Below are 16,919 nucleotides of genomic sequence, written 5' to 3'. Positions count from 1 at the left end.
TCGATGCCCACCACTCCTCACACCGGAACCCCTGGCCCGCTGCGCGGGTCCGACGTGCTCGAGGTGCTCGACGCCCTGGTGGCCGGAGGCCCGGCCGACGACGCCTCCGCGGCCGAGGCGACCGGCCTGCCTCGCGCGACCGTCGTGGACGCCCTCGCCGCGCTCCGGGCGAGCGGGGCCGCCGCGGACGACGGTGCCGAGGGCGGGGTCCGGGTGGACCCCGACACCGCGTTCGGGCTGGGCGTTGACGTCGCCCGCGACCGGGTGCGCGTGGCGCTGGTGGACGCGACCGGGGCCGTCCGGGCGCGCGCCGAGCGGCGCGACGTGCAGCGCACCCCGGTGGCGCGCGCGCGGGCCGCGGCGGTGCTGGCGAACTCCTGCCGGGAGGACGTGGAGGCGCGCCTCGAGCCGGGCCGTCGGGTCGAGGTGAGCCGTGCCGTCGTCGCGTTCCCCGCCGTCGTCGGCGCCGACCGCACGACGGTGCTGCACGTGCCCGGCTACGAGAAGGGCGGGACGGCGCTGCACGACGCGCTGGTGGACGCCCTCGGCTGCCCCGTGACGCTGGACAACGACGTGAACCTCGCCGCCGTGGCGGAGCTGCACCGCGGGGCCGGGCACGGGCGGTCGTCGTTCGTGACGGTCTCGTTCGGGGAGGGCTTCGGCGCCGGCATCGTGCTGGAGGGCCGGGTGCACCGCGGGGCCGCGGGCATCGCGGGCGAGGTGGCCTTCCTGCCGCAGCCGGGGCACGCGCTGGGCGAGCAGGTGCTGGGAGACGCCGCGATCGCCACGCTGGCGAAGGACCACGACCTGCCGGAGGACATCACCGTCCGTGAGCTGATCGACCGTGCCGAGCACGGCGACGGCGTCGCGGACGAGGTCGTGGCGGAGCTGGCGCGCCGGGTGGCCGTCATCGTGGCGTCGCTGGCGATCGTGCTGGACCCGGAGGCCTTCGTCCTCGCCGACGAGGCTGCGCGGCCCGCGATCCACGACCGCGTCGCCGCCTACCTGCGCGACCGCATCGGCGTCCTGCCCGTGCAGATCGAGGCGTCGCCGCTCGGCGCGGACGGCGCGGTGCTGGGCGCCGCCTGGGCGGCGGGCGAGGCGCTGCGCGCCCGGCTCGCGGACCAGGCCGCGGCGGACGGCGCGGCGACGGTCGACGGGGCGCGGCGGTGAGCGCGGCCGACGCGCCGCCGTCCGACCTCGTCACCCGCCTCGGCCTCGACCCCGGCGCCCGCGCGATCATCCTCAACGCGGACGACCTGGGCATGTGTCGCGCCGCCAACCGCGCGATCCTGCCGCTGCTGGCCGAGGGGTTCCTGGACTCGTCCACGGTGATGGTGCCGTGCCCGTGGGCGCCGGACGCCCTCGCCACGGCGGCGGCCGACCCCGGGCTGGACGTCGGTGTGCACCTGGTGCTCACCAGCGAGTGGACGCGGTACCGGTGGCGGCCGCTGACCGGCGTGGGCACGTCGCTGGTGGACGACGCCGGGTACTTCCCCGCCGCGGTGGACGCGGTCGAGCGGGACGCGCGGGACGAGGACGTCGCGGCCGAGCTCGCGGCCCAGCTCGACGCCGCGCTCGCCGCGGGCGTCGACGTCACCCACCTGGACAACCACATGGGCTCGGTCTACGGCCTGGCGACCGGGCGGACGTTCCTGCCGCAGGTCCTCGGGCTGGCGGCCGCGCGAGGGCTGCCGTTCCGGCTGCCGCGCTCGCTCGACGGGCTCCGGGCGATGGGCGCGGACCCGGAGGCGCCCGGGGCCCAGGAGATCCTCGACGCGGCGACGTCGGCCGCCGACGCGGCGGGCGTCGTCATCCTCGACCGGCTGTGGACGCACCCGTTCGAGCTGGCGGGGGAGGGGACCGACGGCGCGGAGGACTACGACGCGGTGAAGGCCGGGTTCCTCGACCTGCTGCGGGCCACGCAGCCCGGCGTCACGGAGATCTTCCTGCACCCGATGCTCCCGGGCGACGAGCTCGCCGACGCGGTCGACTACGGGGCGCCCAAGCGCGGCTACGAGGAGCGCCTGCTGCGCGACCCGGACGTGGCCGCCGTGATCGCGGCGGAGGGGCTGGTCCGCGTGGGGTGGCGGGACCTGCGTGCCGTGCAGCGGGGCGAGCGGTGAGCGCCACCGTGACCGGGCCGGGCGTGCTCGCGCGGCTGCGCGACCGGCGCCTCGAGGGGGCGCCCACCCGGGGCCAGGCCGTCGCCTACGGGGCGTCGGCGTTCCCGGCGAACCTCATGCTCCAGACGTTCTCGGCGTTCGTCGTGTTCTTCTACGTCGACCACCTGGGCGTGCCCGCCGGGTGGGTCGCGGGCGCGATGGTGGCGCACGGCATCCTCAACGCCGTCCTCAACCCGGTGGTGGGCGCGGCCTCCGACCGGCGGCGCACGCGCTGGGGCCGTCGGGTGCCGTGGATCGTGCTGGGGATCGTGCCGCTGGTCGTGTCTTTCGCGCTCGTGTGGGCGCCGCCGTCCCTGCCCGCGGCCGGGCTGGTGGTGTGGTTCCTGCTCGTGGTGGCGGTGTTCGACGTCGCGTACGTCGCTGTCGTGCTCAACGTGTCCGCGCTGTTCCCGGAGATCTTCCGCACGACGGCGGAGCGGGCGCGCGGCAACAGCCCGCGGCAGCTCTTCGCGCTGGTGGGGATGATCCTCGGCACCGCGGGCGCGCCCCTGCTGTACGACGCGATCGGCTGGGCGGGGATGGGCGTGGCGCTGGCCGTGGTGTGCGCCGCGTTCTTCGCCTGGTCGCTGCTCGGCATGGTGGAGCGGGACGCCGACGACGCGACGCGGGCGCGCGAGTCCGCCGTCGGCCTGCGCGACCAGCTCCGCTACACGTTCGCCAACCGCGCGTTCGTCACCTACGTGCTCGGCTCGCTGCTGCTGCAGAGCACCACGGCGGTGCTGCTGGCCGGCATCCCGTTCTACGTGAAGTACACCGTGGGCGGCGCCGACGCCGACGCGACGCTGCTGCTGGCGCCGATCTTCGTGGCCGCCATCCCGGCGATCTGGGGGTGGTCGTGGGTGGTGCGCCGGTTCGGGCCGCGCACCACGATGCTCGCCGTCGTCGCGGTCTACGGGCTCGCCACGTGCCTGTACCTGCTGCCCACGACCGTGCTCGGCGCCGCGGCGGCGGGGCTGGCCGTCGGCCTCGGCGTCGCCGGGCTCATGCAGGTGCTGGAGGTGGCCCTCGGCCAGGTGATCGACGACGACGAGCGCCGCACCGGCCTGCGCCGGGAGGGCATGTACTTCGGCGCGAACGGCTTCGTCGTGCGCGGCTCGGTGGTGGTGCAGGCCGTGGTCGTGGCGGGGGTGCTCGCCGCGAGCGGGTACGTCGAGGGTGCGGCCACGCAGGTGCCGGAGGTGGCCACGGGCATCCGCCTGCTCATCGGCGGCGTGCCGGTGGCCCTCGCGGCCCTCGCGTTCGTCTGCTTCTGGCTCTACCCCTTGCGCTCCGCGGCGCCGAGCGCCTCCGCCGGCACGCCCTGAGGCGCGCCGGCGCCCCGCCGGGCGACGAGCCGGTTGAGGCGTTCGGACATGAGCAGCCCGAGCACCACGAGCACGCCGAGGAAGAGCGGGAAGACCCACGCGCCCGCCCAGGCCGAGAGCACGCCGTAGGCGGGCGGCGCGAGCGTCGAGCCGGTGTAGGCCGCCGCCATCTGGATCCCGATGACGGCCTGGGAGCTGCGGGCGCCGAAGTTGGCCGGCGTGGAGTGGATGATCGCCGGGTAGATCGGCGCGCACCCGAGCCCCGCGACCACGAGCCCGACCAGGGCGGGCACCGGCGTGGCGACGGGCAGCGCGATCAGCACGACGCCGAGGCCGACCACCACGAAGCCGCCGCGGATCAGCCGCTTGTCACCGACGCGGTCGGCGAAGAAGCCCGCGAGGAACCGCCCGGCCGTGATGCCGAGGAGGAAGAGGGAGGCGAACGCCGCCGCGGTGGCGGAGTCGACCCCGCGGTCGGCGACGAGGTACGTCGAGGCCCACAGGATGGCGGTGCTCTCGAGCGCGCAGTAGGCGAAGAAGGCGGCCAGGACGAGCAGGACGCCGGGGATCCGCAGCGCCGTCGCGAGCGGCACGTGCGCACGACCGCCGTCCGACGGCGCGTCGTCGTCGGCGTGCGCCGCCGCGGGGGTCGGGCGCACCTTCCCCCACAGCGGGATGCTGAGGATCAGCACCGCCGTCAGCACCGCCTGGGTGACGCCGACGATCCGGTAGGCGCCGGTCCAGTCCAGGCCCGAGGTGAGGGCGTAGCTCATGATGAACGGGCTGATGGACGCGCCGAGACCCCAGAAGCTGTGCAGCCAGTTCATGTGCCGTGCCGCGTAGTGCAGGGCCACGTAGTTGTTGAGCGCCGCGTCGACCGCGCCGGCCCCCAGCCCGTAGGGGATCGCCCACAGGCAGAGCAGCCAGAACGAGCCCGAGACGGAGAAGCCCACGAGGGCGGCCGCGGTCAGCCCGACGCTGACGGCGGTGACGACGCCCGCGCCGAACCGCTTCGTCACCCGCTCGGACGCGAGGCTGGAGAGGATCGTGCCGCTGGCGATGATCATCGTGATGATGCCGGCGAAGGCGACGGGGACGCCGAGGTCGGCGTGCATGACGGGCCAGCCCGCCCCCACGAGGGAGTCGGGGAGCCCGAGGCTGACGAAGGCGACGTAGATGATCGACAGGAGGAGCGAGTACACGGCGGCGCGGAGAGCCTTTCTGGGGAGGGGCGGTGCGGGGCGGTCAGCGCGAGCGGAGCAGCTCGATGAACTCGTCCGCCATGGCGAGCTTGCGTGCGAGCCCCGCCCGGCGCTCCTCGGCGGCGGCGCGGTAGCCGTCCAGGCGGGTCCGGGCGTCGCCGGCCCCGGCGCCGTCGAGGGTTCCCGCCTCGAGCGCGTCGGTGATCTCCAGCAGCTCCGCCATCTCCTCGAGGGTGAAGCCCAGCGGCTTCATGCGACGCACGAGCAGCAGCCGCTCGACGTCGTCCTCGGTGTAGAGGCGGAACCCGCCCTCGCTGCGCGCCGACGGGCGCACCAGCCCCACCTCGTCGTAGTGGCGCAGGGTGCGCAGCGACAGCTCGGTGCGGGTCGCGACCGCGCCGATGTGCAGGGTCGCGTCGGGGGAGGGCTCGGCCATGGGCACCAGTCTGACCGATGCCGCCGGGTCCCCGGGCGGCACGAGGTGGAACCCTACCCTCACGTGAGGGTAGAGTTTCCGGCGGCCGTCGGGGCACACCCGCGTGTCCATCCACCCCGGAACCGAACGGAGCCTCGGCGTGTCCGACGACCTGCGTGCCGCCCTGCCCGACCCCGCCGGCGAGCCCGTGCCCGTGACAGGAGCCCCGGAGGCCGCGTCCTCGGGGTCGTTCCGCGCCGCGTTCTCGTCCGGGACCCGCCTGCGCACCGAGGTCCTCGCGGGCCTCGTCGTCGCGCTGGCGCTCATCCCCGAGGCCATCGCGTTCTCCATCATCGCGGGCGTGGACCCGCGCATCGGCCTGTTCGCGGCGTTCACGATGGCGGTGACGATCTCGTTCGTCGGCGGTCGGCCGGCGATGATCTCCGCCGCCACGGGCGCCGTCGCGCTCGTCATCGCGCCCGTCATGCGCGACCACGGCCTCGACTACCTCGTCGCCACCGTGATCGTCGGCGGGATCATCCAGGTGGTGCTGGGCCTGCTCGGTGTCGCGAAGCTCATGCGGTTCGTCCCGCGGTCGGTCATGACGGGCTTCGTCAACGCCCTGGCGATCCTCATCTTCACGTCCCAGCTGCCCCACCTGTTCGGCGAGAAGATCACGCCCGACAACCGCTGGTGGGTCTACGCGCTCGTGGCCGCCGGGCTCGCGATCATCGTGCTGCTGCCGCGCTGGACCAAGGTCGTCCCCGCCCCGCTCGTGGCGATCGTGCTGATCACCGGCGCCGTGCTGCTCGGCGGGCTCGACGTCCCGACCGTCGGCGACGAGGGCGAGCTGCCGCAGTCCCTGCCCACCCTGTTCTTCCCGGACGTGCCGCTGAACCTCGAGACGCTGCAGATCATCGCCCCGTACGCGCTGGGGATGGCGCTGGTCGGCATCCTCGAGTCGCTCATGACCGCCAAGCTGGTCGACGACATCACCGACACCCACTCGAACAAGACGCGCGAGTCGTGGGGCCAGGGCGTGGCGAACGTCGTCACGGGCTTCTTCGGCGGCATGGGCGGGTGCGCCATGATCGGCCAGACGATGATCAACGTGAAGGCGTCGGGTGCCCGCACCCGCCTGTCGACGTTCCTCGCCGGCGCGTTCCTGCTGGCGCTCGTCGTGGGCCTGGGCGACGTCGTCGCGACCATCCCGATGGCCGCCCTGGTGGCCGTCATGATCATGGTGTCCGTCGGCACGTTCGACTGGCACTCGGCCCGTCCGTCCACGCTGCGCCGGATGCCGAAGTCGGAGACCGCGGTCATGCTCGCGACCGTCGTCGTCACCGTGGCCACCCACAACCTCGCCTACGGCGTCATCGTGGGCGTCGTCGTCGCGGCCGTCCTCTTCCTGCGGCGGGTCGCGCACCTGACGACGGTCACCCGGCTCGACGCCTCGGACGAGGACGACGAGCGGGTCTACGCCGTCGACGGCGAGCTGTTCTTCGCGTCGTCCAACGACCTCGTCTACCGCTTCGACTACGCGGGCGACCCGCGCCGGGTCGTCATCGACATGTCGCGCACGCACGTGTGGGACGCGTCCACCGTCGCCGCGCTGGACGCCGTCCAGCACAAGTACGCCCAGCACGGCAAGACCGTGGAGTTCCGCGGCCTCGACGCCGACAGCGCCGAGCGGCTCGACCGGCTCGCCGGCACGCTCGGGGCGGGCCACTGACGGGTCACTGACCGGCCACTGACGGGCCACTGACGGGGTGGCCGCACGATAGGTTCAGGACCATGCCCGCAGCCGGAGGACTCTCCACGTCGATCCCCAGCCCCGACCCCGCGTGGGCGGTGCTCGAGCTCGGTCCGTTCTCGGTCCACGTCTACGCGCTGTGCCTGCTCGCCGGGATCGTGCTGGCCACGTGGATCACGCACCGTCGCCTCGTCGCGCGGGGCGCGGGGAGCGAGGTGACGCTCGACATCGTGATGTGGGCGGTGCCGCTCGGCATCGTCGTCGCGCGGATCTACCACGTGCTCACCCACCTGGGCGACTACGCGGACGGCACCGGCCCGTGGGGCTACTGGGAGTGGGTGCGCATCTGGGACGGCGGCATCGCCATCTACGGCGCCCTCCTCGGCGGTGCGCTCGGGGTGTGGATCGGGTGCCGTCGGGCGGGCCTGCGGTTCTGGTCGTTCGCTGACGCGCTCGCGCCTGCCATGCTCGCGGCCCAGGCGGTCGGCCGGCTCGGCAACTACATGAACCAGGAGCTGTACGGGGCGCCCACCACGCTGCCCTGGGGCCTGGAGATCGACGGCGCGGTGGCCGGGTACCCGGACGCGACCCTCTTCCACCCGCTCTTCCTGTACGAGATGCTCTGGAACCTGCTGGGCATCGCCGTCCTCCTCCTCGTCGAGCGCGCGGCGCGACGGCGCGCCGAGGTCCGGGCGGACGCCGTCGGCGAGCCCGGGTACGGGCTGCGCTGGGGCCGGCTCTTCGCCCTGTACCTGGTCTGGTACGGCCTGGGGCGCAGCTGGCTCGAGGCGCTCCGCATCGACCCCACGAGCAACGAGTGGCTCGGCATCCCGGCGAACATCTGGACGTCCTTCGTCGCTGTCGCGCTGGGCGTCGCGCTGTTCGTCGTCCGGGGGCGGCAGCACCCCGAGCCCGAGGTCTCCGTCTACGTGCCGGGGCGGTCCGCGCCGTCCGACGACGCGCCCTCCGCCGGCGCCGACACCTCCGCCGGCACCTCGGGCGGCGCCTCCGACGACGTGGGAACCCGCTCCGGCGACGCCGGCTGACCGCGCTCGTCGGGCTCCGTCATCCCCGTGCGCAGCACGATCAGCCCGACGAGCGGCACGGCGGCGGCGAGCATGATCGACACCATCCGGATGCCGTAGTCGTTGACCACGGCGCCGCCGACGCCCGCGAGGATCAGGCTGATCAGCACCGGCCGCAGCAGCGGCCACCGGTCCTCGGAGCGCTGCAGCCACCGTGCCCGCAGCCTCGGGCCGCCCCACAGGACGGCGACGAGGCCGACGAGGACGGCGAGCGCGACCCATGCGGGCACCCCGCCGCTCAGGGAACGGAGCGCGTAGCCGGCCTTGCGCAGGATGGTCTCGAGGGCCGTGCCGTCGACCGCGGACTGCACGAACGCGCCGAGGTGCGTGCGCTGTGCCGGGGGGCGGAGCCAGTCGACGACGCCGATCGCGGCGACCAGCGCGACGCCGGCGAGGCCCGCCAGGAGCAGCCGCTGCCAGGTCACGCGGGCCTCGAGCACGCTGAGCACGAGGACGACGAACACCGGCAGCAGCACGAGCCCGCCGCCGACGTCGGCCCCGAGGGTGGGCCACACGCTCACGACCAGCGTGACCAGGCCGACGGCCGAGGCGACGGCCGCGGCGGGGATCCGCCCCCAGCGGTGCCGGACGGCCGTGGCGAGCCCGGCGGCGGCAATCACGGCCGCGGTCGCGTAGATCGAGTAGGTGGGGTTGCCGAAGCCGTAGTAGCGGCCGCCCAGGGTCGGGGCCGAGCCGAGCGGGCTGCCCCGGTGCAGGGGGGTGCCCAGGACGGCGTCGATCGTCAGGACGAGGAAGGTGAGGGTCGCGATCACCGTCGCGCCGGCCCACGCGGGCCGCCGGGGCGCGAGGGCGCCGACCAGCGCCACGACGACGGTGCTCGCGCCGAGCGTCAGCCACAGGGCCGTGCCGGGGTCCTCGAGGCGCCACCAGCCCCACGCCGTCATGAGGAACGCGGCGGCGGGCACCGCCGCGCACACCAGGAGGACGGCGTCGAGCACGCGGGCGCACCGGCCGGCGGCACGGGGTGAGGTGCGGCGCAGGCGCGGCAGCAGGAGCACGACCAGGGCGAAGGCCGCGAGCCCCACGTACGCGGGCGCGGTGGTCACGGTGCCCGTGGTGACGCGCAGCATGTGGTCGCGCTCGGTGAGCCCCGCCAGCTCGCGCACGGTCGCCCCGGTGCCGCCGGGCCGCTCAACCGCGAGCTCGATGGGCGAGCCGCTGAGGTCGGCGGGCACGGGCAGGCCGAACGCCGTCACGAGGGAGGTCGGCACGTCGAGCAGGCGCACCACGCCGAGCCAGTGCGTGGCGCCGGACGTGAGGTAGGCGGGCGCGTCGTCCGCGTCTGCGTCGGCCACGCCGACGCCCAGTGCCGGGCGGCCGGGGGCGGGGTTGCCGACGTCGGTCACCAGCACGGTCGCGTCGGCGGGCACGGCCGCGAGCACCCGGCCGACGGTCGCGTCGACGGAGCGCAGGGCGGCGTCCCGCGCCGGGCCGTCGGTCGTCACGTCGTCGGGCAGCGGGACGCGACCCGTGTAGCCCTCCGGGTCCGGGTGGTAGGGCGCGCTGCCGGCGTCGACCACGGTGACGGGGCACGAGAAGGCGTCGGCGGGGTCGGCGAGCGCCGCGTCGAGGTCGCGGTACCGCGCCACGGTGCCGTCGCGGCCGGCGAGGGCGAGCGCCGCGCCGGGGGCGACGGCGGTGCTGCACACGCCGCCGTCGGCGAGCGCGTCGCCGAGCACGCCGAGCGTCGGGCGGAACTCCGACGACGACTGCAGGGCGGAGAGCTCGTCCCACCCGTCCACGGTCGCGGTGTCGCTCCCGGACGCGGGTGCGACCTCCCACGGGGCGCACGACCAGGCGCCGTCCGTGGTCTGGCCGGTCACCGGGCTGCGCCCGGACGACAGGCCGAGCCACCCGGCGGCCGGGCACGTGGCCGAGGCGCCGCCGACGGCGGGGGTCACGCCGGCGCCGCTGGCGCCGTCGCGCAGCACGTCCCACAGGGTGGGCGTGGCCGACGGGCTCACGTCCTCCCAGCGCACGCCCTGCGTCCCGACGACGACGACCGGGTGCGCGTCGTCCACCACGGGGGTGCCGGTGCCGGACACGTCGCCGGCGCGCGCGGACGCCGAGCCGGGCAGCGCCGTCGTCCCGACGAGCAGGGCGACGAGCAGCCCCGCCGACGCGCCCACGAGCACGGCCGGCACGCGGGTGAGCACGGGGCCCGCGGCGCGCGCGGCGCCGTCCCGGGGCGGCGGGTCCGCGGCGTCCCTGTGGGCGAGACGCCCGGCGAGCAGCACGGGCAGCGCCAGGGCGAGCACGATCACGGCCACCGCGACGCCCGAGTCGTTGAGCAGGGTGCCCACGGCCGCGGTGACGACGAGCGCGACGACGAGCCGCCACAGCACCGGGTCCTGCCGGTAGGCGCGCGCGAGCCCGTCGAGGCGGGCACGCTCCGGGGCGAGCACGGCCCACGCGGCGGCGACGCACAGGAGCAGCGCCGCGGCGCCCGCGGGGTTGGCGACGGTCGCCCACGCGCCGGCGGCCTTGCCGGCCACGACGCCGAGCGCCTTGCCCTCGACGACGGACTCGACGAAGCCGCCGAGGTGGCTGCCCGGGCCGGGCAGCAGCCAGTCCACGACGGACACGACCGCGACCAGGAGGAGCGTCCCGGCGGCGACGAGGAGCACGCGCCGCCACGTGATGCGCACCCCGGCGATCGCGAGCGCCAGCACGGCGAACCCCGGGACCAGGGCCAGGATGCCGCCGAAGTCGGCGCCGAACGGCGGCAGACCGTCCACCAGCACGGTGACCTGGCCGACCGCGGCCACGGTCCAGCCGGCCCGCGCGGGGCTGCCGCCGCGGGCGCGCACGGCCGCCGCGAGCCCGGCGGCGAGGACCAGGCCGACCACGGCGTAGACCGCGAAGACGGTGTTGGAGAAGCCGTAGAACCGTGCGCCGAGCGAGGGCGCCGGGCCCAGCAGGGAGCCCTGCTGCAGGGTCGTGCCGGTGAGGCCGTCCACGGTGATGACCAGCCAGGTCACGCCCGCGAGGCTGGTCGCCAGGCGCCAGGGCGACGGCGGCAGCAGGCGGCGCGCGAACCACGCGACCAGCGCGGCGGCGAGGGCCGCGACGGTGAGCGCGAGCACCAGCGTCGTGGCCGGTGACGGCGCCGCCCACCAGCGCGAGAGGGTCGCGAGCGACGCGGCGACGGGCAGGCTCGACGCGACCACGAGGACGGCGAGGCCCGCGCGCCGGGCGTGGCGCCGGCCCGGGGAGGGGGCCGACCCGCGACGGCGGGCCAGCAGCAGCGCGCCCACGACGACGATGTCGGCGAGGCCGACGAGCCCGAGCACCAGCGGGGACAGGCGCGGCACGGTGTCGGTGAGCACGCTGAGGTACTGCCGGTTCTCGACCGTGCGGGACACGGAGATACGGCGGTCGTCCCCGCGCTCCAGCGGCGAGCCGGTGAAGGGCGCGAGCGCGGGGGTGAGCGCGTCGGCGGCCTCCTCGGTCCCGTCCGCGCCGGCCCCGGTGGTCTCGTCGTCGGCCGGGGTCTCCTCTTCGGGCGCGGTGCCGGACAGGGCGCCGCCGGTGAGGGTGTCGGCGAGGGTCGCCGACAGGTCGGCCAGGACCACCACGCCCGCCCACCGGGACGACGTCGAGCTGAGCCACGTCGCGCTGCCGCCCGGCGCGGTCCAGTCCACGACCACCTGCAGGTCCGCGGGGCCGAGCGGCGTGTCGGAGAGGCCGGCCACCACGAGCCGCCCGCCTGAGGGGAGCAGGTCCGCGAGCCGGCCGACCTGGGCGTCGAGCTCCTCCACGGCGGAGGTGCGTTCGCTGGCGGCGTCGGGCAGCACCCCCAGGTCGACGACGGTGGCCGGGCACTCGGCCACGTGCGCGGCCGTGAGCCGGCCCGCGTCGGGGAGGTAGCGGGCCACCGTGCCCCGGTCGTCGGCGAGCGCGACGGCGGCCCCCGGGCCCACGGCGGTCGCGCAGGCTCCCGCGACGTCGGCGACCTGGCCCAGCGCGCCCGGCTCGGCCGCGTGCGGCGTCAGGGGGTCGCTCGCGCCGAGGCCGGACCAGCCCGGCACCTGCGTGCGTGCCGGTGCGTCGCTCGTACTGTCCGCCGCGCCGTCCGCCGTACCGCTCGCCGTACCGCTCGACGTGGTGGACGGGACGGGGACGGGGGGACACCCGAGGGCGGGGGCGCCGTCGTCCGGGCCCTGCCCGGAGCTCTCCTCGGCCTCGTCCTCGCCCGTGACGCCGGTGGGCTGCGCCACGGCCCTGCTGCCGGCGGACAGGGTGAGCCACCCCTCGACCGGGCATGTCGGCGTGAGGGTGCGCACCGCGATCGACGCGACCGACCCGCCGCCGATGAGGCGCCACAGGTTCGGGGTGCGCACCGCGTCGACGTCGGACCACTGCAGCCCCGACACGCCGGCGAGCACCAGGGGCGTCTCGGGCGGCTCCGCGTCGGTCGGCGCCGGGGCCGCGGACGCCGCCGGAGCCCCGAGGACCAGGGCGACGAGGGTGGCGACGAGCACGAGAGCGCGGGCGCGGGCAGGGCGGATCACGCGGGCCAGCCTATGCAGGCGGCGCTCCCGGGGGCCGTACGGCCGCCGCGGGACGCGGGACGTTCACGCGATCATCCCGTCCGGACCACGAGCGCGCCAGGCTCCACCCAGGTCTCCAGCTCGACGGCGTTGCCGAGGGGATCACCGTCGACCTGCGCCTGCTCGCCCTCGTCCACGCGGATCGTCGCGCGCCGTGCGCGGGTGTGGTCGATCCGGCCGATCTTGCCGGGCAGGTCGTTGCGCACGCCCATGCCCTGCGCCACGACCTCCCCGAGGAGCTGCGCCCACCCGGCGAGGCCGCCGCGGGTGTCGACGGCGGCGACGTCGAGCTCGCCGTCGTCGATGACGGCGTCGGGCAGCAGCGTGATCCCGCCGGGCAGCCTGCCGCAGTTGCCCACCATGATGCTGCGCAGCCGCGCCTCGACGGGCTCGCCGTCGTCCAGCCGGATGGTCGCGCGCATGCGCCGGCCGTGCAGGTGACGTGCCCCGGCCAGGAAGTACGCCACCCAGCCGACCCTGGCCTTGAGCTGGTCGTCGGCGTCGGCGACCATCGCCGCGTCGAAGCCCAGCCCGGCGATCACCAGGAAGAGGTGCGCCCGGTGGGGGTCGCCGTCGACGAGCGGCTCCGCGTCGGGGGCGAACTCGGTGACGCGGGCGCGGCCGACGTCGATCGCGCGGTCGGTGCCGCCCAGCACGACCGCGACCGCGTCGGTCACGGAGGTCAGGGGCAGGTCGAGGTTGCGGGCGAGCAGGTTGCCGGTCCCGACGGGGATGAGCCCCATCGGCCGGCCCGACCCGGCCAGGACCTCCGCCACGGCCCGCACGGTGCCGTCCCCGCCCGCCGCGACCACGACGTCCGCGCCGTCGGCCAGGGCCTGCCGGGCCTGGCCGGTGCCCGGGTCGTCCACCGTGGTCTCGTAGAAGAGAGGGGCGGGCAGAGCGGCCTCGGCGCACACGCGCTCGACGATGGCGCGCACGTCCGCCGCGCCCTCCTTGGAGGGGTTGATGACGACGGCGAGCCGCATCCCGCGGGCCTCGCCCTCCTGCGCGCGCTGCGCGTCGCGCGTCGCCAGCACGTGCTCCCGTGTGCGGGCGCGCCGCCACACCATGAGCGTCGCGGTGAGCGCGCCGAGCACGATCACCAGCGCGACGACCAGCGCGACGACCTCCGCGTACTCGTCCGGCATGACGGCAACCTACGACGGATCGGCCCACCGGACCCGGCGAAGTCGCCCATCTCACGCCGAGGTAGTTCGACGCCCGCCGAGGTAGTCCTGCGCACGGTGAGGTAGTTCCTTGCCCGGTGAGGTAGTTCCACGCCCGGCGAGGTAGTTCCACACCCGGTGAGGTAGTTCCGGCCGCGGCGAGGTAGTTCCGGATGCGCCGAGGTGGCGGGCACCGGGATATCCGTGGGGTCGCGCAGAGCGTGCCCGTTAGGCTTGCGGGCGTGATCGACCTCCGACTGCTGCGCGACAACCCCGACGTCGTCCGTGCGAGCCAGCTGGCCCGCGGCGACGACCCCGCCCTCGTGGACGCGGCGCTCGACGCCGACGCGCGCCGTCGCTCCTCCCTCACGGAGTTCGAGTCGCTGCGGGCGGAGCAGAAGGCGCTCGGCAAGCAGGTGGCGAAGGCGCAGGGCGAGGAGAAGGCCGAGCTGCTGACCCGCACCAAGCACCTCGCGGAGCAGGTCAAGGCCCGCCAGGCGGAGGCCTCGGACGCCGAGAAGCAGGTCGACGAGCTGCTCTACCGCGTCGCGAACGTCGTCGAGGGCGCCCCTCCCGGGGGCGAGGACGACTACCTCGTCGTCAAGGAGGTGGGCGCGCCCCGCGACTTCGCGGCCGAGGGTTTCGCCCCGCGCGACCACCTCGAGCTCGGCGAGGGCCTCGCGGCGATCGACACGGCGCGCGGCGCGAAGGTGTCGGGGTCGCGGTTCTACTTCCTCACCGGGATCGGCGCGCGGCTCGAGCTGGCGATCCTCAACGCGGCCGTCGACCAGGCGGTGGGCGCGGGCTTCACGCCGATGATCACCCCCACGCTGGTCAAGCCGGACACCATGCGCGGCACCGGCTTCCTCGGCAGCCACGCCGACGAGGTCTACCACCTCGAGAAGGACGACCTGTACCTGGTCGGCACCAGCGAGGTGGCGCTCGCGGGCTACCACGCGGACGAGATCCTCGACCTGTCGGCGGGCCCGAAGCGGTACGCGGGCTGGAGCGCCTGCTACCGGCGGGAGGCCGGTGCGGCGGGCCGCGACACCCGCGGCATCATCCGCGTGCACCAGTTCCACAAGGTCGAGATGTTCAGCTACTGCGCCCCCGAGGACGCGGCCGCCGAGCACGAGCGCCTGCTCGCGTGGGAGGAGGCGATGCTCGCCAAGGCCGAGCTGCCCTACCGGGTCATCGACACGGCCGCGGGCGACCTCGGCAACTCCGCCGCGCGGAAGTTCGACTGCGAGGCCTGGTTGCCGACGCAGCAGCGCTTCCTCGAGCTCACCTCGACGTCGAACTGCACCACGTTCCAGGCTCGCCGCCTGGGGGTGCGCGAGCGCACCGCGGACGGCACCACGCGCCCGGTCGCCACGCTGAACGGCACGCTGGGCACCACCCGCTGGATCGTCGCGATCCTCGAGAACCACCAGCAGGCCGACGGATCGGTCCGCGTGCCGGAGGGTCTGCGGCCCTACCTGGGTGGCCTCGAGGTGCTCGAGCCGGTCGCGTGAGCGGGCAGCGGACCCCGTACCTCGTCGCCCTCGACATCGACGGCACGCTCATCGGGTACGACGGCGGCCTGTCGCCGGCGGTGCGCGACGCCGTCGCGGCGGTCCAGGCGGCGGGGCACCACGTCGTGCTGTCCTCGGGGCGGTCGCTCATCGCGATGACGCCGGTCGCGGAGCTGCTCGGCATCACGTCCGGGTGGATGGTGTGCTCCAACGGCGCGGTGACCGTGCGCCTGGACGCGGCTCTCCCGGACGGGTGGGAGCTCGACGAGGTGCGGACGTTCGACCCGGGCCCGGCCCTGCGCCTGCTGCGGGAGGAGCTGCCCGACGCCCGGTACGCGGTCGAGGACATCGGCATCGGCTTCCGCATGAACGCGCTGTTCCCCGACGGCGAGCTCGACGGCGTCCACCAGGTCGTCGACTTCGAGCAGCTGTGGGCGCGCGAGGTGACCCGCGTCGTCATCCGCAGCCCCGAGCGCACCCCCGAGGAGTTCAGCGACATGGCCGCCCGCATCGGCCTGGGCGACGTCACGTACGCCGTCGGCTGGACCGCCTGGATGGACGTGGCGCCGAAGGGCGTCACCAAGGCCTCCGGGCTGGAGCGCCTGCGCGAGCGCCTCGGCGTCGACCCCGCGCACACCGTCGCCGTCGGCGACGGACGCAACGACGTCGACATGCTCCGCTGGGCCGGCCGCGGCGTCGCCATGGGGCACGCGGACGACGTCGTGCGGGGTGCGGCGGACGAGGTCACCGGTACCGTCACCGAGGACGGCGTCGTGCCGGTGCTGCTCTCCCTGCCGAGATAGCGAACCCCTGAGCGCGAGATAGAGAAGCTCGGACGGGGCCGCCACCAGGTGCGGCCCCGTCCGAGCTTCTCTATCTCGGCGATCAGTCGCGGGCCGTGAGGACGACCGGGCCGTCGGCGGTGATCGCGATGGTGTGCTCGCTGTGCGCGCCGCGCGAGCCGTCGGCGGACCGGAGGGTCCAGCCGTCGGGGTCGGTGAAGATCTCGTCGGTGGTCTCGAGGAACCACGGCTCGATGGCGATGACCAGGCCCGGCTTGAGCGGGAAGCCGCGGCCGGCGCGGCCGTCGTTCGGCACGTGCGGGTCGCCGTGCATGGTGCGCCCGACGCCGTGGCCGCCGAAGTCCGTGTTGATCGCGTAGCCCGCGCCGCGCGCGACCTTGGCGATGGCGGCGGAGATGTCGCCGACCTTGTTGCCGGCGACGGCGGCGGCGATGCCGGCCTCGAGGGCGACCTCGGTGGTCTCGATGAGCTTCGCGTCGGCGGCGGCACGCTGCGGCGTCGCGGAGGCGCCGACGACGAACGACACGGCGGAGTCGGAGACCCAGCCGTCCACGGAGGCGGCGAAGTCGATGCTCAGCAGGTCGCCGTCGCGCAGCGCGTAGTCGTGGGGCAGACCGTGCAGCACGGCGTCGTTCACCGACGTGCAGATCACCTTGCCGAACGGCATGGCGCCGAACGACGGGTGGTAGTCGATGTAGCAGGACTCGGCCCCGCGGTCGCGGATCATCCGGTGCGCGAGGGCGTCGAGCTCGAGCAGGTTCACCCCGACGTCGGCCGCCTCGCGGACTGCCGTGAGCACCTCGGCCACGAAGCGCCCCGCAGGGCGCATCTGGTCGATCTCTCGCGGGCTCCTCAGCTCGATCATGACGGTCCTCTCGGGAAAGCTGGTGACGGGGGTCCGGGTCCCAGGGTGTCAT

Annotated in this window: 11 protein-coding genes; 7 read left to right on the top strand and 4 right to left on the bottom strand. The window is 75.3% G+C overall.

Annotation, left to right across the window (positions count from 1 at the left end):
• Nucleotides 1-3: 3 nt before the first annotated feature.
• The 3 genes from ACH436_RS12710 to ACH436_RS12700 are packed head-to-tail and all read left to right on the top strand — an operon-like array spanning nt 4 to nt 3,490.
• Nucleotides 4-1,173 (top strand): ROK family protein, encoded by a 1,170-nt coding sequence (locus tag ACH436_RS12710; RefSeq protein ID WP_430560558.1) that lies wholly within the window; start codon nt 4-6, stop codon nt 1,171-1,173.
• Nucleotides 1,170-2,126 (top strand): ChbG/HpnK family deacetylase, encoded by a 957-nt coding sequence (locus ACH436_RS12705; protein WP_430560557.1) that lies wholly within the window; start codon nt 1,170-1,172, stop codon nt 2,124-2,126. The genes ACH436_RS12710 and ACH436_RS12705 overlap by 4 nt, the downstream gene beginning before the upstream one ends.
• Complete coding sequence (locus ACH436_RS12700; RefSeq protein WP_430560556.1) at nt 2,123-3,490, top strand: MFS transporter; 1,368 nt, start codon at nt 2,123-2,125, stop codon at nt 3,488-3,490. The genes ACH436_RS12705 and ACH436_RS12700 overlap by 4 nt, the downstream gene beginning before the upstream one ends.
• On the opposite strand, the gene ACH436_RS12695 is transcribed toward ACH436_RS12700, so the two are convergent.
• The gene (locus ACH436_RS12695; RefSeq protein WP_430560555.1) at nt 3,442-4,692 is read right to left on the bottom strand and encodes an MFS transporter; all 1,251 of its coding nucleotides are present in this window, start codon (nt 4,690-4,692) and stop codon (nt 3,442-3,444) included. The genes ACH436_RS12700 and ACH436_RS12695 overlap by 49 nt on opposite strands.
• A 43-nt stretch (nt 4,693-4,735) precedes the next feature.
• On the bottom strand, nt 4,736-5,128 hold the full coding sequence (locus tag ACH436_RS12690; RefSeq protein WP_430560554.1) for a MerR family transcriptional regulator: 393 nt from the start codon (nt 5,126-5,128) through the stop codon (nt 4,736-4,738).
• Nucleotides 5,129-5,267: 139 nt separating this feature from the next.
• On the opposite strand from ACH436_RS12690, the gene ACH436_RS12685 reads away from it, so the two are divergent.
• A complete protein-coding gene (locus ACH436_RS12685) occupies nt 5,268-6,839 on the top strand; it encodes a SulP family inorganic anion transporter (protein ID WP_430560553.1) in 1,572 nt (523 codons plus the stop codon).
• Nucleotides 6,840-6,901: 62 nt separating this feature from the next.
• Nucleotides 6,902-7,906 (top strand): prolipoprotein diacylglyceryl transferase, encoded by a 1,005-nt coding sequence (lgt, locus tag ACH436_RS12680; RefSeq protein WP_430560552.1) that lies wholly within the window; start codon nt 6,902-6,904, stop codon nt 7,904-7,906.
• A gap of 4,645 nt (nt 7,907-12,551) precedes the next feature.
• Here the strand turns inward: lgt and ACH436_RS12675 are convergent.
• Entirely contained in the window at nt 12,552-13,667 is a 1,116-nt protein-coding gene (locus tag ACH436_RS12675) for a diacylglycerol/lipid kinase family protein (RefSeq protein ID WP_430560551.1), read from the bottom strand.
• 260 nt (nt 13,668-13,927) lie between these two features.
• Between ACH436_RS12675 and serS the strand changes: the two genes are divergently transcribed.
• On the top strand, nt 13,928-15,199 hold the full coding sequence (gene serS / locus ACH436_RS12670) for a serine--tRNA ligase (protein ID WP_430560550.1): 1,272 nt from the start codon (nt 13,928-13,930) through the stop codon (nt 15,197-15,199).
• On the top strand, nt 15,196-16,002 hold the full coding sequence (locus ACH436_RS12665) for an HAD family hydrolase (protein ID WP_430560549.1): 807 nt from the start codon (nt 15,196-15,198) through the stop codon (nt 16,000-16,002). Before serS ends, ACH436_RS12665 begins: the two co-directional genes overlap by 4 nt.
• Before the next feature lie 82 nt (nt 16,003-16,084).
• Here ACH436_RS12665 and map read toward each other — a convergent pair whose 3' ends face one another.
• Entirely contained in the window at nt 16,085-16,867 is a 783-nt protein-coding gene (map, locus tag ACH436_RS12660; protein ID WP_430560548.1) for a type I methionyl aminopeptidase, read from the bottom strand.
• Between the last annotated feature and the right edge of the window lie 52 nt (nt 16,868-16,919).

The sequence above is a fragment of the Isoptericola sp. NPDC019693 genome, assembly GCF_044389085.1.
GTDB lineage: Bacteria > Actinomycetota > Actinomycetes > Actinomycetales > Cellulomonadaceae > Isoptericola.
Note: the sequence above shows the minus strand (reverse complement) of the source record. Positions and strands in the feature narration are given on the sequence as shown.

What these genes read in the sequence shown, in the direction of transcription:
- ACH436_RS12710 (WP_430560558.1), top strand. Translation starts at nt 4, where the DNA reads ATGCCCACCACTCCTCACACCGGAACCCCTGGCCCGCTGCGCGGGTCC.
- ACH436_RS12690 (WP_430560554.1), bottom strand. Translation starts at nt 5,128, where the DNA reads ATGGCCGAGCCCTCCCCCGACGCGACCCTGCACATCGGCGCGGTCGCG.
- lgt (WP_430560552.1), top strand. Translation starts at nt 6,902, where the DNA reads ATGCCCGCAGCCGGAGGACTCTCCACGTCGATCCCCAGCCCCGACCCC.
- ACH436_RS12675 (WP_430560551.1), bottom strand. Translation starts at nt 13,667, where the DNA reads ATGCCGGACGAGTACGCGGAGGTCGTCGCGCTGGTCGTCGCGCTGGTG.
- map (WP_430560548.1), bottom strand. Translation starts at nt 16,867, where the DNA reads ATGATCGAGCTGAGGAGCCCGCGAGAGATCGACCAGATGCGCCCTGCG.